This is a genomic window from Candidatus Krumholzibacteriia bacterium (assembly GCA_029865265.1).
Classification (GTDB): Bacteria; Krumholzibacteriota; Krumholzibacteriia; order WVZY01; family JAKEHA01; genus JAKEHA01.
The window spans coordinates 1-18,311 of sequence record JAOUHG010000044.1 but is presented as its reverse complement, the minus strand read 5'-3'; the positions used below and the strand labels follow the sequence as shown (position 1 = coordinate 18,311).

The 18,311-nt window shown below is 67.1% G+C and carries 13 protein-coding genes; 10 read left to right on the top strand and 3 right to left on the bottom strand.

What is annotated here, in order from left to right; translation table 11 throughout:
- A partial coding sequence (locus OEX18_14095) for a hypothetical protein (protein MDH4338400.1) occupies positions 1-841 on the bottom strand: 841 nt, incomplete at its 3' end.
- Positions 842-965: 124 nt separating this feature from the next.
- A complete protein-coding gene (locus OEX18_14090; protein MDH4338399.1) occupies positions 966-2,879 on the bottom strand; it encodes a DUF1565 domain-containing protein in 1,914 nt (637 codons plus the stop codon).
- Between the two features lie 200 nt (positions 2,880-3,079).
- On the opposite strand from OEX18_14090, the gene OEX18_14085 reads away from it, so the two are divergent.
- The 6 genes from OEX18_14085 to OEX18_14060 all read left to right on the top strand — a co-directional run bounded on the left by OEX18_14085 (position 3,080) and on the right by OEX18_14060 (position 7,350).
- Positions 3,080-3,724, top strand: a complete 645-nt coding sequence (locus tag OEX18_14085; protein MDH4338398.1) for a class I SAM-dependent methyltransferase — start codon at positions 3,080-3,082, stop codon at positions 3,722-3,724.
- A gap of 32 nt (positions 3,725-3,756) precedes the next feature.
- Positions 3,757-4,350 carry a TMEM175 family protein gene (locus tag OEX18_14080; GenBank protein ID MDH4338397.1) on the top strand — a complete coding sequence of 198 codons (594 nt, stop codon included), beginning with the start codon at positions 3,757-3,759 and terminating at the stop codon, positions 4,348-4,350.
- A 93-nt stretch (positions 4,351-4,443) separates the two neighbouring features.
- Positions 4,444-5,277 (top strand): hypothetical protein, encoded by an 834-nt coding sequence (locus tag OEX18_14075; protein ID MDH4338396.1) that lies wholly within the window; start codon positions 4,444-4,446, stop codon positions 5,275-5,277.
- Positions 5,278-5,299: 22 nt separating this feature from the next.
- Entirely contained in the window at positions 5,300-6,307 is a 1,008-nt protein-coding gene (locus OEX18_14070) for a zinc-dependent alcohol dehydrogenase family protein (protein ID MDH4338395.1), read from the top strand.
- Positions 6,308-6,322: 15 nt separating this feature from the next.
- Positions 6,323-6,727 carry a hypothetical protein gene (locus tag OEX18_14065; protein MDH4338394.1) on the top strand — a complete coding sequence of 135 codons (405 nt, stop codon included), beginning with the start codon at positions 6,323-6,325 and terminating at the stop codon, positions 6,725-6,727.
- Positions 6,724-7,350, top strand: coding sequence for a carbonic anhydrase (locus OEX18_14060; GenBank protein MDH4338393.1), 627 nt, complete (start codon positions 6,724-6,726; stop codon positions 7,348-7,350). The genes OEX18_14065 and OEX18_14060 overlap by 4 nt, the downstream gene beginning before the upstream one ends.
- A gap of 18 nt (positions 7,351-7,368) precedes the next feature.
- Here the strand turns inward: OEX18_14060 and OEX18_14055 are convergent, their stop codons facing one another.
- A complete protein-coding gene (locus tag OEX18_14055) occupies positions 7,369-8,097 on the bottom strand; it encodes a DUF2490 domain-containing protein (protein MDH4338392.1) in 729 nt (242 codons plus the stop codon).
- A gap of 144 nt (positions 8,098-8,241) precedes the next feature.
- Between OEX18_14055 and OEX18_14050 the strand changes: the two genes are divergently transcribed.
- The 4 genes from OEX18_14050 to OEX18_14035 all read left to right on the top strand — a co-directional run.
- Positions 8,242-10,929, top strand: coding sequence for a protein kinase (locus OEX18_14050; GenBank protein ID MDH4338391.1), 2,688 nt, complete (start codon positions 8,242-8,244; stop codon positions 10,927-10,929).
- A gap of 120 nt (positions 10,930-11,049) precedes the next feature.
- Positions 11,050-13,473 carry a T9SS type A sorting domain-containing protein gene (locus OEX18_14045; GenBank protein ID MDH4338390.1) on the top strand — a complete coding sequence of 808 codons (2,424 nt, stop codon included), beginning with the start codon at positions 11,050-11,052 and terminating at the stop codon, positions 13,471-13,473.
- 97 nt (positions 13,474-13,570) lie between these two features.
- Positions 13,571-16,282: a serine/threonine-protein kinase gene (locus OEX18_14040; GenBank protein ID MDH4338389.1), complete on the top strand. Its 2,712-nt coding sequence runs from the start codon at positions 13,571-13,573 to the stop codon at positions 16,280-16,282.
- A 34-nt stretch (positions 16,283-16,316) separates the two neighbouring features.
- Positions 16,317-18,311, top strand: a 1,995-nt coding sequence (locus OEX18_14035) for a protein kinase (protein ID MDH4338388.1), incomplete at its 3' end; no start/stop codon positions are given.

Here is an 18,311-nt window from a genome sequence, read left to right as displayed (position 1 = left end):
TCCCCTTCTCACGCCGGCGCTTCATGTAGTTACGCCACACCTGGAAAATCGCGAGTTTTTCGATCGACGCCTGCCGCCGCTTCGCCCACGCAATCGTCTCCCGCTTGTGCGCCGCCGTGCTGTGGCGGATCAAGAGGTCGAGCACGTTGATCTCCCAGAGCGGATTGCGCTCGTCGCGGCGCTGTCTTGAAGAGGTGATCTGATGATCGACCTTCCGGGCAACGGCGGCAATCGCCCGCGGATACGCGCGGTGGTCGTCGCTGCGGATCGTTACTGCTCTCCCTCGAGAAAGGAGTGCTTCCAGCAACTCCCGCACCCCGGTCTCGACCGCTCTCGGATGCGCCCGTCCTAGTTCGCCCTCCAGCACCTCCCGGCGCACCTTCTGGTGAGCCGTCATCCGCCCCTTGCGCCTCAGCGGACTGTCGGTGTGGTAGAGGAAGTAGCCCGATGCAACATCGACCGCCACATTGTGGTGAAACGGAAAGTACTGGCTCCACTCGAACGTCTCAAAGCCGTCGATCGCGATCTCGTCGATATTCTCAATCCGCTCGAGCTCGCTTGCCTGGAGTAGAAGACAGTGCCGTCCCAGGCGGGCGATGTGATGGGCGATGCTGGTGGGGCTGACACCCAGTGCGCGGGCCATCTGGCGGTTGCCCATGCAGCCGACCACCATCATGACGATACGGGCGATGAGGTCGGGACGCTTCTGCCAGTAGGTGGTCGAGAAGGTCTGGGTACTGAAGTGACGCTTGCAGGAGAGACATGTAAACCGTTGGATACGGTGGGGGGAGGTCTGACGCAGGTAGAAGCCCTTGCGCTTGACGGGCCAGTCATTCGTCAAGGTGTTGAAGTATGTGCAGTTGGGGTTGGGGCAATGGGGAGGAACCCATCCCGCCGATCCCGGTCCCATGTCTCGGCACAGGCACACCCCGTGCCAGGGACATTTTCATGGCCACAACCAACACCTAGCGGCGCGGATCCCTTGCCAGCAGTGGAACCACGCCGACGACGCAACTGGCCGTGCCGCTGTCCGGCTGGTAGAGGGGTTCTGGCGTGCCCGCGTAATCGCGCTCGTAGCAGATGTCGTAGAATCCGTCGCAGCCCGGATCCGTCGGGCCCCGCCCGGGGCTGATGGTGGGCGGATCGTGGTCCCAGGCATTCCAGCGCAGGTCGATGACCTCGCCGGTGCTCAGGTGCACACCCGCCACGTTGCACACGATCGTGTTCCCGTTGACGGCCGCCGCGCCGCTCGTTAGCCATATCGCGGCGGAACTCCCCTTTGATATCGAGTTGTTCAGGATCGTAACGCTGTCCGCGGGCTGCTGGCTGTTCACGGAGATGCCGTATCCGCCCGCAAACGACACCGCGTTGCCGATGATCGCGACGTCGCTGCAATTGGTGACGGCGACGCCGTTCCCGACGGTTCGCGACACGGCGTTGAGGGTGATGGCGACATTGCCGGTGACGAGCGACGTGGTGCCGGCGCCGATTCCCGTGGAACCGATGTCCTCCACGATGCAGTGAGACACGGAGGAGTTGGATGCCGCCAGTGCAATGCCGGTGGTGCAGTTCCGCACGAAACTCCCGCGGATCGACGCGCCCCCGGCACCCCACACGCCCACCGCGCGGCCGCCGCCGGCGGAGAACCCCTCGACCTCGCAGTCGACCAGAGACGAGGCCGCGCTGAAGCTCACGCCCTGCCCGCCGGGAAACTCGCTGCCGTCCACCGTGCAATGGAAGACGAAGATGGGATGGCCATCGTCATCGATGGTGCGCAGCGACGTGCCGAACGCGGTGGGTTTGAGGTAGCAACTGATGACCTCGGCGCCATCCGCACCCAGAATGATGGGCGTGGTTCCCTCGATGATGGTGGTCTTGATTACCTTGATCCCGTCCCACCAGTATCCGTCGCCCGACAGGGCCGTGCCGGGCTTGAGCACGAGGGGGAAACTCTCGCCGTTTGCCGCGTTGTAGGTTCCCTGGGCCACGTGGATGGTCTGGTTGCTGGCCGACTTCGCCAGACCGTAGGTAATCGTCTTGCACGGAGAACCCGCCGTGCCGCACGCCGGTGTGTCGGTGCCCTTGCCCACGTCCACGTAGAGTGCCCCGCTGGCCGGTGCCATGCTGACGGTCTGCTGCGCCGCATTGGTGTCCACATTGCCGGCGCGGTCCATGGCCCGCACCACGAAGTAGTACGTGGCGCCGGGATCGAGATCGGCGATAAAGAGGGAGGTTTCGCCGGACCTGGTGACGTGGGACGGAGATGCGTAATCGAACACACCCGACTGCGTGGAAATGAACACCAGGTATGACAACTCGCTTGCCGCCGACGCGGCGTCGTCCGCGGGGAGCCAGCTCAGCAGAACATGGGAATCGGAAATGGTAACCGCATCAGCAAGCCCCGCGTACACCGGTGGCGTGTCGTCGGAAACCGATACCATGCTAACGGCGGAGGTCAACACGCTATCGACGGTGCTGACGTATTTGCGCGTCGTGAAGAGCGGCGTGCCGGCCGCGTCGAATGCGTCCACCTTGAGCTGGCGGGCGGTACCCGTCTTCACCGTGAATGTCTCCTCGATGGGAGGTGTGGCGGGCGGGACGAGCCGCGTCTGCGTGGTAATGCCCGGTGCGGAGACCTCGAAGCGGATTTCGGCCACATCGGTGGGCGTGCGCTCCACCGCGCCCTGTCCGGCCAGGTCGTCCCAGGACGCGATACGGATGGTCAACAGCACGGAGCCCGGTGGTGATGGGGGCGGTGGGGGCTGGTGGTTGTTCCCGTTTTCCGACACGGGGTTGTCCTCGCCACAGCCCGGTGTCAGGAGCAGAAAGGCCAGCGTGGCACACAGCGCGGCGACACGCGTGAACTGTCGAGCAGGCATGGATCGTCCTCCCGGCGGGATGTCCGGTTGGGGGCATGGTGACGGCAGAATTGTCTCAGCCGGGGGCTCCCGCTTACATGATTCATCTGCATCATTTTGCGGGTGGTTCCGGATTGCTCCTTATAGAAGGGGCGGCGTATGCTCGGACGCGCGATCTCCGTGGAGACTGCACGCTGCACCGGACGAGAAACGGCCGAGACATGCCCAATCCCTGGCTCAGCATTCCCCTGGCCGATTACGAGGCGCACATGTCGCTTCCCGGCGTGGCGCAGGCACCGCTGCTGGCGGATGTTCTGGCGCGCGCCACCGAGACGTACGCGCCACGTTCAGTTGCCGTGCTCGGCTGCGCCGGCGGCAACGGGTTCGATGGCCTGATTGCTGCGGGCGTGGAGCGCGTGGTTGGTGTCGACATCAATCCCGCCTATATCGAGGCGACGCGCGCGCGTTTCGGCGCGCGCATCCCGCGGCTGGAGCTGTTCGTGGCAGATGTACAGCATGACGCCTTCGCATTCGACCCGGTGGATCTGCTGTTTGCCGGGTTGCTGTTCGAGTACGTGGCGGTGGACGTGGTACTGGAGAGAATCGGGTTCATGCTGCGTCCGGGCGGCGTGCTGGTGAGCGTCGTGCAACTACCCAGCGCCGCCGCCGCCGAGGTGACGCCGTCGCCGCACGTCTCGCTCGCCGCGCTGGCGCCCGTGATGCGCCTGCTGCCACCGGAGCGCTTGCGTGAGCTCGCCGGGGCAAGGGGCTATCGTGAAGAAAGCGGTTGGACGCTCGACACCATCGCCGGCAAGCAGCTGCACGTGCAGGTATTCACAAGGGATCCGGACCAAAAACAACGCTGACGGTTCCCGGCGTGGTCGCGTAGTATTCGCGCATGGGAAAGAACCGCCTGGAAGCATTCAGCGACGGCGTCCTGGCCATCATCATCACCATCATGGTGCTGGAGATGAAGGTGCCGCACGGAACCGAACTCACGGCGCTCAAGCCGTTGATACCCGTGTTCCTGAGCTATGTACTGAGCTTCGTCTACCTCGCCATCTACTGGAACAACCACCACCACATGCTGCACACGGTGTCGCAGGCGACCGGGTCCGTGCTGTGGGCCAACATGCACCTGCTGTTCTGGCTCTCCCTGGTTCCATTCGCAACCGGCTGGATGGGGGAGAACAACTTTGCCCCCATGCCGTGCGCGCTCTACGGCGTGGTGCTGCTGATGGCGGCGATCGCCTATTTCATCCTGCAACACCGCATCATCGTGTCGCAGGGACCGGGCTCGCTTCTCAAGCGCGCCGTCGGCGACGACTGGAAGGGCAAGGTGTCTCCCATCATGTATGCGGCCGCCGTTCCGCTGGCAATCCGCTGGCCGTGGGCGTCGATGGGTCTCTACGTGGCGGTGGCCGCAATCTGGCTGGTGCCAGACCGGCGGATCGAGCACGCCATTGCACCCGATCATCGCGGTGGCAAGTAGGGTTTCACGGGGCACCGCGCCGGGTACGAAAAGCGCCGTCCGCGGCCCGCGCGGTATGCTACTATTGAGGCTCCAGTTCCACCGGAGGTCGCCATGAACAGGACCCTGTGGGCCGCGTGCTTCATCGCCCTGGCTTCGGCCGTTCCCGCCGCCACGGCCGAATACGTCTACCTCGCGCAGGCACCCGGTGAGTGCACCCTGCCCACCACGGCGCCCCTCGAGTACTCCGTCTTCATCCACTCCGGAGCCTACAACGACATCCGTGGCGTCGTTCTGCGCGTCGACTGCGAACGTTTCGGGCCCGCCGACGTTGCCTCCGTAACCGCACCCCCCGGCGTGACCATCATTGGCGGCGATATTTTCAACGGCATCGAACTCTCCTTCGGTTCGCGTGCGCTGGCCCACGACCCCGTTCTCACCATTCACCTGTCCAGCCAGGTGGCGTACGGCGACGCCTGGACCCGCGATGTAACGCTCCTGCGCGCGGCAGGCCCGCTGACCTTGCCGGACTTTGCGAGCTTCGGATGGGACTTCGATTGTTTCGGAACCTTCGTCATCTGGAATGCACCCGATACCGTGTCGGTTGCCGTCGACGAGGATGACATGTTCCAGTTCGACGCCGTCGTTACCACGGGTTCGTACCCGCCCAACGCAACCGTCACCGTTCTTGATCCGGCCAACTGGTTGTCGGCGCCGGTGAGCGAGGACGTCTATGCCGGCTGCGGCTGGTGCAAGTGGGACGTCACCACGGTGACGGTGCCCACCCACGTACCGGCGGGTGTGCTTGACGGCGCACTCAACGAGATCACCCTGCGCATGTCCTCGTTTGGCGGCCCGGTTGGCCAGCGCACGGTGGTGTTGCGCGCGGTGCAGCCGGTGGCGGTGGAACACAAGACCATCGGTGCGGTGAAGGCCATGTTCCGATGATCGTGCCCGGGAACCGAAACCGATGAAGGCGATGGTTCTCGAGAAGGCCGGAGCGCCACTGCGCGAAGCGCACCTGCCGCGGCCGGTTCCCACGCGCAACGACGTCCTCATCGAGGTCCACGCGTGCGCCGTGTGCCGCACCGATCTCCACGTTGTCGACGGCGAATTGCCCGATCCCGAGCTGCCACTCATTCCCGGGCATGAGATCGTGGGAACCGTGATCGAAGCCGGGCATCGCGCGGACCACCTGCAGAAGGGCATGCGGGTGGGAATCCCGTGGCTGGGTTGGACGTGCGGCGACTGCGGGTTCTGCCGCAGCGGTGCCGAGAACCTGTGCGAGTCCGCGAGGTTCACCGGCTACACCCTCAACGGCGGCTACGCCGAATACGCCGTCGCCGACGCGCGCTACTGCTTCCCGCTGCCCGCTGCCTACGACCACGTCCACGCGGCGCCGCTGCTATGCGCGGGGTTGATTGGCCACCGCGCGTACCGCATTGCCACCGAGCGTCCCTTTGCGGGCGAGGCGGCGCGCATCGGGTTGTACGGCTTCGGCGCGGCGGCGCACCTGGTTGCGCAGATCGCCGTCGCGGACGGACGCAGCGTGTTTGCGTTCACCCGCCGCATCGATGACGGCGTGGAGGCCTACGTGCGCGGCCTCGGAGCCGCGTGGGTGGGCACATCGTCGGAGATGCCGCCCGAACCGCTCGACGCCGCCATCATTTTCGCGCCGGTGGGATCCCTGGTTCCCACCGCGCTGCGCGCCACACGGCCGGGTGGTGCGGTGGTGTGCGCGGGAATCCACATGAGCGATATTCCGTCGTTTCCGTACGAGCTCCTGTGGCGGGAGCGAACGCTTCGTTCGGTGGCCAATTTGACGCGCACGGATGCGGAGGACTTCCTCGCCCGCGCCGCGCGCACGCCGCTGCGCGTGCACGTAACGACCTACCCGCTCCTGCAGGCCAATGCGGCCTTGGACGATTTGCGCGGCGGCCGCGTGCGGGGCGCCGCCGTTCTTGTGCCGGGCGTATAGCGACTGCGGTTCGTGATGCGTGTAATCCACGGCTTCGTGCTCGCCCTTATCAATCTTGCCAGCATCCTGGTGGGCTTTGCCGTGTTCACGTTGTCCGGCTCGGGTCACCAGGTGGCGGTGCAGGTGCCGGTGGCGCTGCTGGGCACGGTGGCCGGTTTCGCGGCGTGGCTGTGGCTCGTGCGTCGCTCCCGTCTGGGATGGGACCGCACGCGGCTGCGGCAGCGGGCAGCCGTCTTCGTGCTCGCCTTCCTCGGGGCGGCCGTGGTATTCATTCCTCTCCACTTCTTCACGCAGGGTTACGTGACCGCGTGGAGCAATGTCACCGCGTTGTGGGCGTTTCAGGCCCCGGCCAATCTCCTCGCGATGCTGGTGGCGGAGCGGCGCTTCGCATCCGGTCCCGAGCGAAAAGAGCACGCATGATATCTGCGCAGGAAGCACTCACCCGGCTTCGCGACGGCAACCGGCGCTTTGCCTCCGAACTCACCGGGAGCGGCGCAACGACGGGTCACGACCGGCGCCAGGAACTGGCGGCGGGGCAGGAGCCCTTTGCCATCGTCCTGGGCTGCGCCGATTCGCGCGTTCCGGCCGAGATCGTGTTCGATCAGGGACTGGGGGATCTGTTCGTGATCCGCGTGGCGGGCAACATCGTGGCGCCGTCGCTCATCGGCAGCGTGGAGTTCGCGGCGGAACGCTTCGGAACCCGCCTGGTGGTGGTGCTGGGCCACACCAACTGCGGCGCCGTCATCGCCACCATCGAACAACTCACGCGGCCACCCGAGAAGCAGTCGCCCAACCTGCGTGCCATCGTGGACAAGGTGCGCCCGGCCGTGGAAGGGCTGCTGGCCACACCGCTGCGCGACGATCCGTCCGCGCTCCTGCAACAGGCGGTGCGGGTCAACATCCGTGCTTCCGCCGATCAGCTGCGACACGGTTCCGAGATACTCGAGGGGTTGATCCGTAACGACGGCCTGCTCATCGTGGGCGCCGAGTACTCGCTCGAGTCGGGTGTGGTGGAATTCCTGGACGCCGTGGTCGCGGGCTGACACCGGGTCTGGTGGCGCTCAGATGTGGAAGATCAGGCTGATTCCGATGGCGTCGGTGATGGTATCTCCGGAGGATTCGTCGTCAATCTGGTGCGCCCAGTAGATCTGCGGACCGAACCACGGCCACACCGCGATGCCCGTACCCACCTTGTAGAGCGTACGCGTCCAGCTTTCGGAGCGCGAATCCCAGAAGAGTTCGGCCGATGCGTAGGGAACGAAGGCCATGTGCGCCCACGCCTTGAACTCGCGATCCACCTGCAGGCGCGGGCGATAGCGCCACGAGTAAACATCGTCGATCCAGCGCAGGTCGAAGCGGTTGCGGAAGGACAGCGTCATGTCCAGGGACAGATGGGAGCGCGGCGTCAACTCGGCGATGGCGCGCCATTCGTCGTTTGCAGCGTCCTCGTCCGCGTTCAGGTAGTGGATCCCGGTCCGGAAGCGCAGGTACTTCATGCGATCGGCGTCGAAGCGCGCCTTCTCCAGCCGCGCCCGGCCGATGGGGAACAGGCCCATGTCCAGGTCCACCCCGAAGTCCGTGTCGTCGATGCTGCTGCGAAGCCCCGCGCCGCTGACCTCGCACACCGGTGAAATGCTGAAGCGCAGGCGCGCATCGTCGTTCAAGCGACGGTAGACGTCCAGTTCGGGCCACAACTGCGTCACCGTGTCACCGCCGCGACTCGCCGCCGGTGCGAGGCACAGGGCGGCCGCCGCAACGGCGAGGCAGGCTGCCAGGGATTTCGTCGCCATGCGGAATCTCTCTCTGCCGGGTTGAAAGAAGCGGGCGTGAATGCCCGCTATCATGCGTGGGGTCCCGCGCCGCCGTCAACGCCCGCGGGGCAGCGCGCCGTGGACACGCGGGCGCATCCTGGGTTAGGCTGTCGGCTTCAATCCATGAACCTCACCCCCGGCACCCGCTTTGGTCCCTACGAGATCCTTTCGCCCCTCGGCGCGGGCGGCATGGGCGAGGTGTACCGCGCCCGCGACACGCGCCTGGGGCGCGAGGTGGCCATCAAGGTGCTGCCGCAGCACCTCACCGAGCACGCGGAGGTGCGCGCGCGCTTCGAACGCGAGGCGAAGACGGTTTCGAGCCTCAACCATCCCAACATCTGCACGCTCTTCGACGTGGGCCGCGAGGGCAGCACCGACTACCTGGTCATGGAGCTCATCGAGGGCGAGACCCTCGCCGCGCGCCTTGCGAAGGGTGCGCTTGCCCTCGCGGAGACGCTGCGCATCGGCGCCGAGATCGCCGACGCGCTGGACCGCGCGCACCGCGCGGGCGTGGTGCACCGCGATCTCAAACCCGGCAACATCATGCTCACCCGCACCGGCGCCAAGCTGATGGACTTCGGCCTCGCGCGCGCCACCGGGCTTGCGCCGGGCTCGGGCAGCGGTGTCACCATCGGTGCGCTCACCCAGTCTCCCACCGTGGCGCAGCCGCTCACCGCGGAGGGCACCATCATCGGCACCTTCCAGTACATGGCGCCCGAGCAGCTGGAGGGCAAGGAGACCGACGAGCGCGGCGACATCTGGGCGCTGGGATGCGTGCTGTACGAGATGTCCACCGGCAGGCGCGCCTTCGACGGCAACAGCCAGGCGTCGCTCATTACATCCATCATGGGATCACAGCCCGCGCCCATCTCGCAGGTGGCGCCCATGACACCGCCCGCGCTGGACCGTATCGTGAGCGCGTGCCTGGCCAAGGATCCCGCCGACCGCATCCAGAGCGCGCACGACGTGAAGCTGCAACTGGCGTGGATCGCCGAGGGCGGTTCGCAGGCCGGCGTGCCCAAACCGGTTGCGCACCGGCGCAAGAGCCGCGAGCGGTTGGCGTGGGTGGTGGCTGCGGTGGCGGTGATCGCGGCGGCGGCGGTGTTCGTGTCCACGCGGCCGAAACCCGTCGCACCTCCCGTGCACGCGTTCCTCCAGCCGCCACGGGGCGTGCTGTTCTCCTCCAGCAACGACAAACCGCTCCCGCTCGCCATTTCGCCCGATGGCACCACCATCGCCTTCTGCGCGCGCGAAGGCGAGGGTCCGGACAAGCTGTGGGTGCGGCAACTGGGAGAGGAGAACGCGCGCCCGCTCGTCGGCACGGAAGGCGCGGAGGGTCCGTTCTTTTCGCCGGACGGGCGTTCGCTGGCGTTCTACGCCCACCGCAAGCTGCGGCGCATCGACGTGGCGGGCGGTCCGGTGATCGATCTCGTCGACCAGGTCGATCCGCGCGGCGGCACATGGAACAAGGATGACGTCATCCTCTTCGCCATGGGCTCGGGGGTTCCCATCTCGATGGTGAAGGCCGACGGCGGTGCGGTCACCACCGTGACTGCGCTGGATACCACCCTGGGCGAGGCCACGCATCGTTATCCGCATTTCCTGCCGGACGGAAAGCACTTCCTGTATCTCGCGCGCCGCGCCGGCGCGGGCAAGGGCGAGAATCCCACCATCTTCGTGGGCGAACTGGGTTCGGAAGAGCGGACACCCGTGCTGGAACTGGCGTCGAACGTCATCTATGCCTCCGGGCACCTCGTCTACGTGCGCGGCACCGTGCTGGTGGCGCAGCGCTTCAACCCGTCGACGCGGGTGGTGGAGGGGCCGGCGGTGCCGCTGGTGGACGACGTGCGCATGGACGAACGCTTCAGCCGGGGCGTCTTTGCCGCGTCCGGGAACGGCGTGCTGGTGTGCATGACCGGCAACAACCAGACGCGCACGCAACTGCGCTGGCTGGATCGCTCCGGCAAGCGGGTGGGGGAGGTGGGGGAGCCGGCGGACTACACGTATGGCGGAACGCCCAACATCTCTCCGGATGGCCGCAATGCGGTGCTGGCGATCGCCAACCGCGAGCGCGGCACGTCGGATGTGTGGATAGTCGAACTGGAATCGGGCCGCCGCCGCAAACTCACGGTGGACACCATCGACCATCCGTTTGCCGTCTGGCTCCCGGGAGGAAGGTCGGTGGCCGTCACCAGCAACGACCGGGACAACAGCGGCATCGACGCGGTCGCCGTGGACGGCACCTGGATGCGCCGGATCGTGCCGGGTGACGACTTCACCTGGCCGATGTCCGGGTTCGGCGACGTGCTCTTGTATTCGCCCGAACCCCTTTCATACGCGACCGACATCTTCAGTGTCTCCATCTCCGGCGCGGATGCCGAACCGACGCCGTTCGCCACGGCGAAGGCCGACGAGTTCCAGCCGCAGTTCTCTCCCGACGGCCGCCTGGTGGCGTACGTCTCCAACGAGACCGGGCGCGAGGATGTCTTCGTGGCCACGTTTCCGCCCTCGGGCGGGCGCTGGCAGGTGTCGCCGGCGGGAGGCACGCAGCCACGCTGGCGGCGCGACGGACGCGAGCTCTATTACATGGACCCGGAGAACTACCTGGTGGCCGTGGAAGTGGACGCTGGCGACGCGGGTTTCCAGATGGGCGCGGCGCACCGGCTCTTCCAGTACCATGCCGGCACCGGATTCTGGCGCTACGACGTGGCACACGACGGCCGCTTCCTGGTGACCGCCCCGCTGGAAGAAGACCTCGCCTCGCCGGTGACCCTCATCACCGACTGGCCGCGCATCGTCCAGAGCCGGTAATTCTCCCTTTTTTTCTCCTGTGCGTGATTCCCGGCCTCATGCCCCGTCCCATCCGGACAGCGGGGCCTGTGCCGCGCCGTTCCGGCGCGCCTGCATGTCCCCCCAACAGGAGGCCTCATCATGACGTCGCGTCGCCGCATTCTTCCCGTCCTTGCCCTGCTCATCATTGCGCTTCTGCCCCTGGCCGCGAACGCCCAGGGCTTCGTGCACGACTGGAGCCAGCGCTTCGGCAGCGCCATCGACCAGGACGGAATCGGCGTCGCGGTGGACGCCGCGGGCAACGTGGTGATCGCTGGGCTGTTCTGGGGCACCGTCGACTTCGGCGGCGGGACGCTCACCAGCGCCGGCGACTGGGACGTGTACGTGGCGAAGCTCGACGCCGCCGGCAACCATCTCTGGAGCCGCCGCTTCGGCGACGCATCCGGCCAGTTGACCCGGGCCATGACGCTCGACTCCCAGGGCAACATCCTCCTCGCCGGGCTTTTCTACGGCAGCGTGGACTTCGGCGGTGGTCCCGTCTCCAGCGCCGGCGACGCCGATCTGTTCATGGCGAAGTTCGACCCGGACGGCAACCACATCTGGAGTCAGGGTTTCGGTGACGCGGGCAACCAGCTGGCCTACGCGCTGGCGACGGACCAGTCCGACAACGTCATTCTGTCGGGACGCTTCACGGGCAAACTCGATTTCGGCAACGGGACGCTCATCAGCGCGGGCGGCATGGACATATACATCGCCAAGTTCGATGCCGGCGGGAACATCCTGTGGAGCGAGAGCTTTGGAGACGCCGCCGAGCAGAGTACCTTCAGCGTAGCGGTGGATGCGGTGGGCAATATCGTTTCGGCGGGCCATCTCGCCGGCACCACCGACTTCGGCGGCGGCCCGCTCACCAGCGCGGGCGCGAGTGATATCTATGTCGCCATGTTCGACGGCGATGGCAACCACCGGTGGAGCCGCCGTTTCGGTGACGCGAACGACCAGATCGCCAACGCGGTGAGGGTGGACAGCAACGGGGATATCGTGGTGGCCGGGGACTTTGTGGGGCAGGTGGACTTCGGTGGCGGTGTCATGACCAGCGCTGGCTGGTACAACGCATTCGTCGTCAAGTTCGACTCGGAAGGGCGCCACGTGTGGAGCCACGGTTACGGCGAGACGGGGCTGCAGTCGGTGGCCGGACTGGCGCTGGACAGCGACGACAACGTGGTGGTGACGGGATACTTCGACGGAATCGTTGACTTCGGCGGCGGGCCGCTCTTGTGCAACGTGGAGTCCGACGTGTTCATCCTGGAACTCGACGCCGGCGGCGGGCATGTGTGGAGCGATGGCTTCGGTGATCCGGACTTCCAGTACGGCATCATGTGCGCGACGGACGGTGCCCGGGGCATCCTCATGACCGGCTGGTTCGCCGGCGGTATCGACTTTGGTGGCGGCACGCTGACGAGTGCGGGCGGCGACGACATCTTTCTGGCCCGGTTCGCGCGGCCCGATCCGGTCATCCAGGCTATCGTCGACGTGCCGGGGGACCAGGGCGGCTGGGCGCGGGTGCGCTTCTCCCGCGCCATACACGACCGCGTGGGCCAGGCGGCCAACCCCGTGATCAACTACCACGTGTTCCGGCGCGTGGACAACGCCGCACTGGCGGCAATCGTGGAACAGGACGGAAGCGCGGTTCTCGGCTCGGGGGACATGCCCGCGGCATTCGGAGACGCGCCGCTGATTTCCCTTGAGGACCGCGTCTTCTGGCGCGGACCCGCGGCGTCCGCACCCGCCGCGCTCTGGGAGGCGGTGGCCACGGTTCCCGCGCGTCAACAGGATGCGTACATCGGTCTGGTGCCCACGCTGGCGGACTCGGCCGCGGTCATCCCGCACAGCGTCTACTTTGTGATGGCGCAGACCACCACGCCGTGGGTCTTCTATGACAGCGCGCCGGATAGCGGCTACTCGGTGGACAACCTCTCGCCGGCCACGCCGCAGGGGCTGGCGGGTGAGCCCGTGGTGAGCCCGGGCGGGCTGCGGATGACGTGGCAGGCCAACACGGAGAACGACCTCTCGCACTACGCCGTGTACCGCGGCACCTCCGGCGGCTTCACGCCGGGGCCCGGCAATCTCGTGGGGTCGCCCGCGTCGGCGATGCTCGTGGATGGGGGCTGGTCGTGGAACAGCGGGTACTACTACAAGGTGTCCGCGGTGGACGTGCACGGCAACGAGAGTGGTCACGCACTGCTCTCGCCGCAGCTGGTCACCGGCGTCGGTGGCGACGGCCCACCGCCGGCAAGTTTCCTCTCGCAGAACTCACCGAACCCGTTCTCTGCCTCGACCCGCATCACGTTTGGTCTGCGCGAAGGTGCGGACGTGCGCGTCCGAATCTATGACGTCGCGGGACGCCTGGTGCGCGACCTGGTAAGTGGACGCTACGGCGCCAGCCGGCAGGTGATCACCTGGGACGGCCGCGACGACACGGGCCGCGCGGTGGCGGGCGGGGTGTACTTCTACCGGCTCGACGCGGGCTCCTTCGTGCAGACGCGCAAGCTGCTGCTGATGCGGTAGCACCGCGGGGCGGCATTGCCCAGTAGTTGGCCCGCGGCACCGGTTTACGGCGACATGTGGTGGCCTCCGGGCCGCGTTTCCGGTATGCTGCGGGGCAATGTCCGCCACCCTCGTCCCCGGCACCCGGCTCGGTCCCTACGAAATCCTCTCGCCCCTCGGCGCCGGAGGCATGGGCGAAGTGTATCGCGCGCGTGACACGCGCCTGGGTCGCGACGTCGCCGTCAAGGTGCTGCCGCAGCACCTGTCCTCCAACGCGGAGGTGCGCGCGCGCTTCGAGCGCGAGGCAAAGACGGTTTCGAGCCTCAACCATCCCCACATCTGCACGCTCTTCGACGTCGGCCGCGAGGGCGACACCGACTACCTCGTCATGGAACTGATCGAGGGCGAGACGCTGACCGAGCGGCTCGCGAAGGGCCCGATGCCGATGCCCGACGTGCTGCGCATCGGCACCGAGATCGCCGACGCGCTGGATCGCGCGCACCGCGCGGGGATCGTGCACCGCGACCTGAAGCCCGGCAACGTGATGCTGACCCGGAGCGGGTCCAAGCTCATGGACTTCGGCCTCGCGCGCGCCACCGGGCTCGCGGGGTCGTCCGAGAGCGGCGCCACGATCGCGGGACTCACGCAGTCGCCGACGGCCGCGCACCCGCTCACCGCGGAGGGCACCATCATCGGCACCTTCCAGTACATGTCGCCCGAGCAGCTCGAGGGCAAGGAAGCCGATGCGCGCAGCGACATCTGGGCGCTGGGCTGCGTCCTCTACGAGATGGCCACCGGCAGGCGCGCGTTCGACGGCAAGAGCCAGGCGTCGCTGATCACGTCCATCATGGGGTCGCAACCCGCGCCGATTTCTCAGGTGGCGCCGCTCACGCCGCCCGCACTGGACCGACTCATCGGTGCGTGCCTCGTGAAGGACGCCGCGGACCGCATCCAGAGCGCGCACGACGTGAAGCTGCAACTGGCGTGGGTGACCGAGGGCGGCTCGCAGGCGGGTATTCCGAAGATCGTCACAAAGAAACGCCGCAGCCGTGGTCGGCTGGGCTGGGTTCTCGCAGTGGCGCTCGCGCTCGTGGCCGGCGTACTGGGCCGGCAGCTCACGCTGCGCGCGCCCGTGTCCGACACCGTCACGCGCACCACCATCGCCGCGCCGGCGGGAACGCGGCTCGAGGTTACCGGCGATGACTCGGGTCCCCCCGCGCTTTCGCCCGATGGCACCATGCTGGTGTTCTCGGCGGTGGGCGGTGGCGCCGGCAAGCGGCTATGGTTGCGGCGGCTCGACGAGTTCACGCCCCACCCGCTACCCGGCACCGACGAGGCGAGCTATCCCTTCTGGTCGCCGGACAGCAAGTCGATTGCGTTCTTTGGTCCCACCAAGCTCAAGCGCTTCGACCTGGAGCAGAACTCGGTGATCACGCTCACCGATTCCGTGGATACCGCGCGCGGCGGCACGTGGTCGCGCGACGGCGTGATCGTCTTCGCGCGTGCCTTCAGCGGCCCGCTGTACCGTGTGGCCGCCACGGGTGGACCGTTGACCGCGGTGACGACCCTCGACACGACCACTGCAACCACGCACCGTTTCCCGTGTGTCATGCCGGATGCAAAGCACGTCATCTACCTGTCCGCGCTGCACACCGACGCGGAGGGTAGTTCCTCCGGCATCTACTGGGCGTCGGTGGATGGCAGCGAACAGCGCCGCCTCTTCGCGTGCAAGAGCGACGCCATCTATTCGCAGGGATACCTGCTGTTCGTGCGCGACAGCACGCTCATGGCGCAGGAGTTCGACCCGGTGCGCGGCGAGCTCAAGGGATCACCGCGCGCGACGCGCGAGGTGGTGCAGATTGACGGCTCCACGTGGAAGGCGCCCATCACCACGTCGGACAACGGGATCCTGGTCTACGGTTTCGGCGGCAGCACCGGCACCAACCGCGTATCGTGGTACGACCGCTCCGGTGTGAGGCTGAAGAACCTCACCGGGTTCGGCAACTATCTCAACCTGGACCTGTCGCCCGACGGGCGGCGCGTGGCGGTGGAGTGGCAGCAGTTGCCGCTCGCGGACATCTGGATCATCGACCGTGTGACGGGGACCAAGTCCCGCATCTCCACCGACCCCAGCGACGAGACCCAGCCGGTGTGGCTTCCCGACGGCCGCGAGTTGCTTTACTCGGCGCTCCGCGGCGGCCGCTATCGCGTGTTCACCGTGCGCGCCGACGGCTCGGGCGCCGAACGCCAGATCCTCGAAAACCCCGACCACGACATGTGGGTGATATCGGTGTCGCCGGATGGCAGGTGGTTGTTGTGCGGAATCGGAAACGCGTCGGGAACACCGCATGGCTCGTTGAACATCGCGCCGATTTCCGGCGCCACGCCGCCACGCGTGCTGGTTCCGGAATCCGACAACTTCGTGGGCGCGCAGTTCTCGCCCGATGGTCGCTGGATCGCGTTCTCCGCGGGGGTGTCCGGCCGCTCCGAGGTGTACGTGTCGCCCATGCCCGCCGCGGGCCAGGGCCTCTCGGCGCGCTGGCAGGTCTCCGGCGGCGGTGGCGATCGTCCGCGCTGGCGCGGTGACGGCAAGGAGCTGTTCTACGTGCGTCCCGACGGCATGATCATGGCCGCCAGCGTGGATGGCAGCGGCGGTGAGTTCCACCTCGCGGGCGAGAAGGCGCTGTTCCAGGTGTTCCAGCGCATCATCACACAGACCATGGACGTCACCGCCGACGGCCAGAACTTCGTCATCGACGCGCTGGGTGGCGATGAAGCGGTTCCGCTGGCGGTCGTGAACAACTGGGTCGCGACACTCGGTCAGCGGTAGCGGCCCGGCCGCAGTATCCGGTACACTCCCGCGAATGCAACTCACCCCCGGCACCAAACTCGGCCCGTACGAAATCCTCTCCCCGCTCGGCGCGGGCGGCATGGGCGAGGTGTACCGCGCGCGCGATTCGCGCCTGGGGCGCGATGTCGCCATCAAGGTGCTGCCGCAGCACCTCTCGTCCAACCCGGAGGTGCGCGCACGCTTTGAGCGTGAAGCGAAGACGGTTTCCTCGCTCAACCACCCCAATATCTGCGTGCTGTTCGACGTGGGCCGCGAAGGCGAGACCGACTACCTGGTCATGGAACTGATTGAGGGTGACACGCTGGGGCAGCGGCTCGCGAAGGGCCCGATCCCGATTCCGGAGTTGATCCGGATCGGCATCCAGATTGCGGATGCGCTCGACCGCGCGCATCGCGCGGGGATCGTCCACCGCGACTTGAAGCCCGGTAACGTGATGCTCACCAGGTCCGGCGCCAAGCTGATGGACTTCGGCCTCGCGCGCGCCACCGGTCTTGCGGGTCCGGGGAGCGGAAGCGGTGTGACCATCGACGGGCTCACGCAGTCGCCGACCGTCGGCCACCCGCTGACCGCGGAGGGAACCATCGTCGGCACCTTCCAGTACATGTCGCCCGAGCAGCTGGAGGGCAAGGAAGCCGACACGCGCAGCGACATCTGGGCGTTCGGTTGCGTGCTGTACGAAATGGCCACCGGCAAGCGCGCGTTCCAGGGCAACAGCCAGGCGTCGCTGATCGGCGCCATCATGACCTCGGAGCCCGCGCCGATCTCGCAGTTCGCGCCCATGAGCCCGCCCGGGCTCGAGCGCCTGGTGCGGCAGTGCCTCACCCGAGATCCCGACGAGCGCTGGCAGTCCGCCGGCGACGTGCGCCGCGAGCTGGAGTGGATCGCGGGCAGCTCGTCGCAGAGTGCGGCCGCGATGCCGGCGGTTCCGGGGCGGCGCAAGAAGTCGCCGCGCGGCACGATCGGGTTGATTGCCGGTGTTGCGATCGCGGCGGCCGGGCTGGCGTACGCGTTCGGCCCGTGGAACAGTAGGCCCGGCGAGCTGCCGCTGGTTCGTTTCATGATCGAATCCCCCGAGGGCGCCACGCTCAAGATGCCGGCCGAGACCGCGGTATCGCCCGATGGCACCATGCTGGCCTTCGTGGCGGGCGACAGCGTGGGCGATTCTCATCTGTATCTTCGTCCGCTGTCGAGCCCGGATGCGCGCATCGTGCGGGGAACCACCGGGGCGGCGTTGCCGTTCTGGTCGCCCGACGGCAGCATGCTCGCGTTCTTCGCCGAGGAAAAACTGTTGAAAGTCGCGCTGGATGGCAGCACACCGGTCGCGCTGTGCGATGCACCGGACCCGCGCGGCGGCGACTGGTCAACCGGCGGCGTGATTCTGTTTGCACCGAACAACCAGGGTCCGATATCGCGGGTGTCCGCAAACGGCGGAACACCGGTGACGGTTACGCGCGTCGACAAGTCGCGCGGCGAACTGGGTCACCGCTACCCGCAGTTCCTGCCCGACGGCAACCACTTCCTCTACGTCGCGATCGGGTCGGGAGATGAAGTCACCACCTTCGCCACCACGCTGGACGGGGGCGATCCCGAAGAAGTATTGACGACCGGTTCGATGGGACGCTGGACGGAACCCGGTTACCTGCTGTTCCTCGATACCGGCGTCAATTCCGCGCGGCGGCGGTTGCTGGCGCAACGGTTCGACGCCGGCTCGCGCCGTCCGGTGGGAGATGCGGTACTGCTGGTGGATCCGGTGAGTTCCAGCAACTTTGGTTATCCCAATGCGGCCACGGATCTGCATGGAACGCTGGTGGTGCAGCACCAGTCGCGGATGCACATGCGCCTGACCTGGCGCGATCGCAGCGGCGCGACGGTCGGCGTGGCGGTGGACGACATCACGGCGGGTGGCGGCGCGCTGAGCCCGGACGGCAAACTGCTGGCCTACGGAGACAACGGCACCAACGACATCTACATCCGGGATCTCGCCAGCGGTGTCGCGACGCGGCTCACC

Bases quoted from the DNA above. Each gene is read 5' to 3' on its own strand.
- OEX18_14080 (MDH4338397.1), top strand. From the start codon at position 3,757: ATGGGAAAGAACCGCCTGGAAGCATTCAGCGACGGCGTCCTGGCCATC.
- OEX18_14085 (MDH4338398.1), top strand. From the start codon at position 3,080: ATGCCCAATCCCTGGCTCAGCATTCCCCTGGCCGATTACGAGGCGCAC.
- OEX18_14060 (MDH4338393.1), top strand. From the start codon at position 6,724: ATGATATCTGCGCAGGAAGCACTCACCCGGCTTCGCGACGGCAACCGG.
- OEX18_14055 (MDH4338392.1), bottom strand. From the start codon at position 8,097: ATGGCGACGAAATCCCTGGCAGCCTGCCTCGCCGTTGCGGCGGCCGCC.
- OEX18_14090 (MDH4338399.1), bottom strand. From the start codon at position 2,879: ATGCCTGCTCGACAGTTCACGCGTGTCGCCGCGCTGTGTGCCACGCTG.
- OEX18_14045 (MDH4338390.1), top strand. From the start codon at position 11,050: ATGACGTCGCGTCGCCGCATTCTTCCCGTCCTTGCCCTGCTCATCATT.
- OEX18_14065 (MDH4338394.1), top strand. From the start codon at position 6,323: ATGCGTGTAATCCACGGCTTCGTGCTCGCCCTTATCAATCTTGCCAGC.
- OEX18_14070 (MDH4338395.1), top strand. From the start codon at position 5,300: ATGAAGGCGATGGTTCTCGAGAAGGCCGGAGCGCCACTGCGCGAAGCG.
- OEX18_14040 (MDH4338389.1), top strand. From the start codon at position 13,571: ATGTCCGCCACCCTCGTCCCCGGCACCCGGCTCGGTCCCTACGAAATC.
- OEX18_14075 (MDH4338396.1), top strand. From the start codon at position 4,444: ATGAACAGGACCCTGTGGGCCGCGTGCTTCATCGCCCTGGCTTCGGCC.
- OEX18_14050 (MDH4338391.1), top strand. From the start codon at position 8,242: ATGAACCTCACCCCCGGCACCCGCTTTGGTCCCTACGAGATCCTTTCG.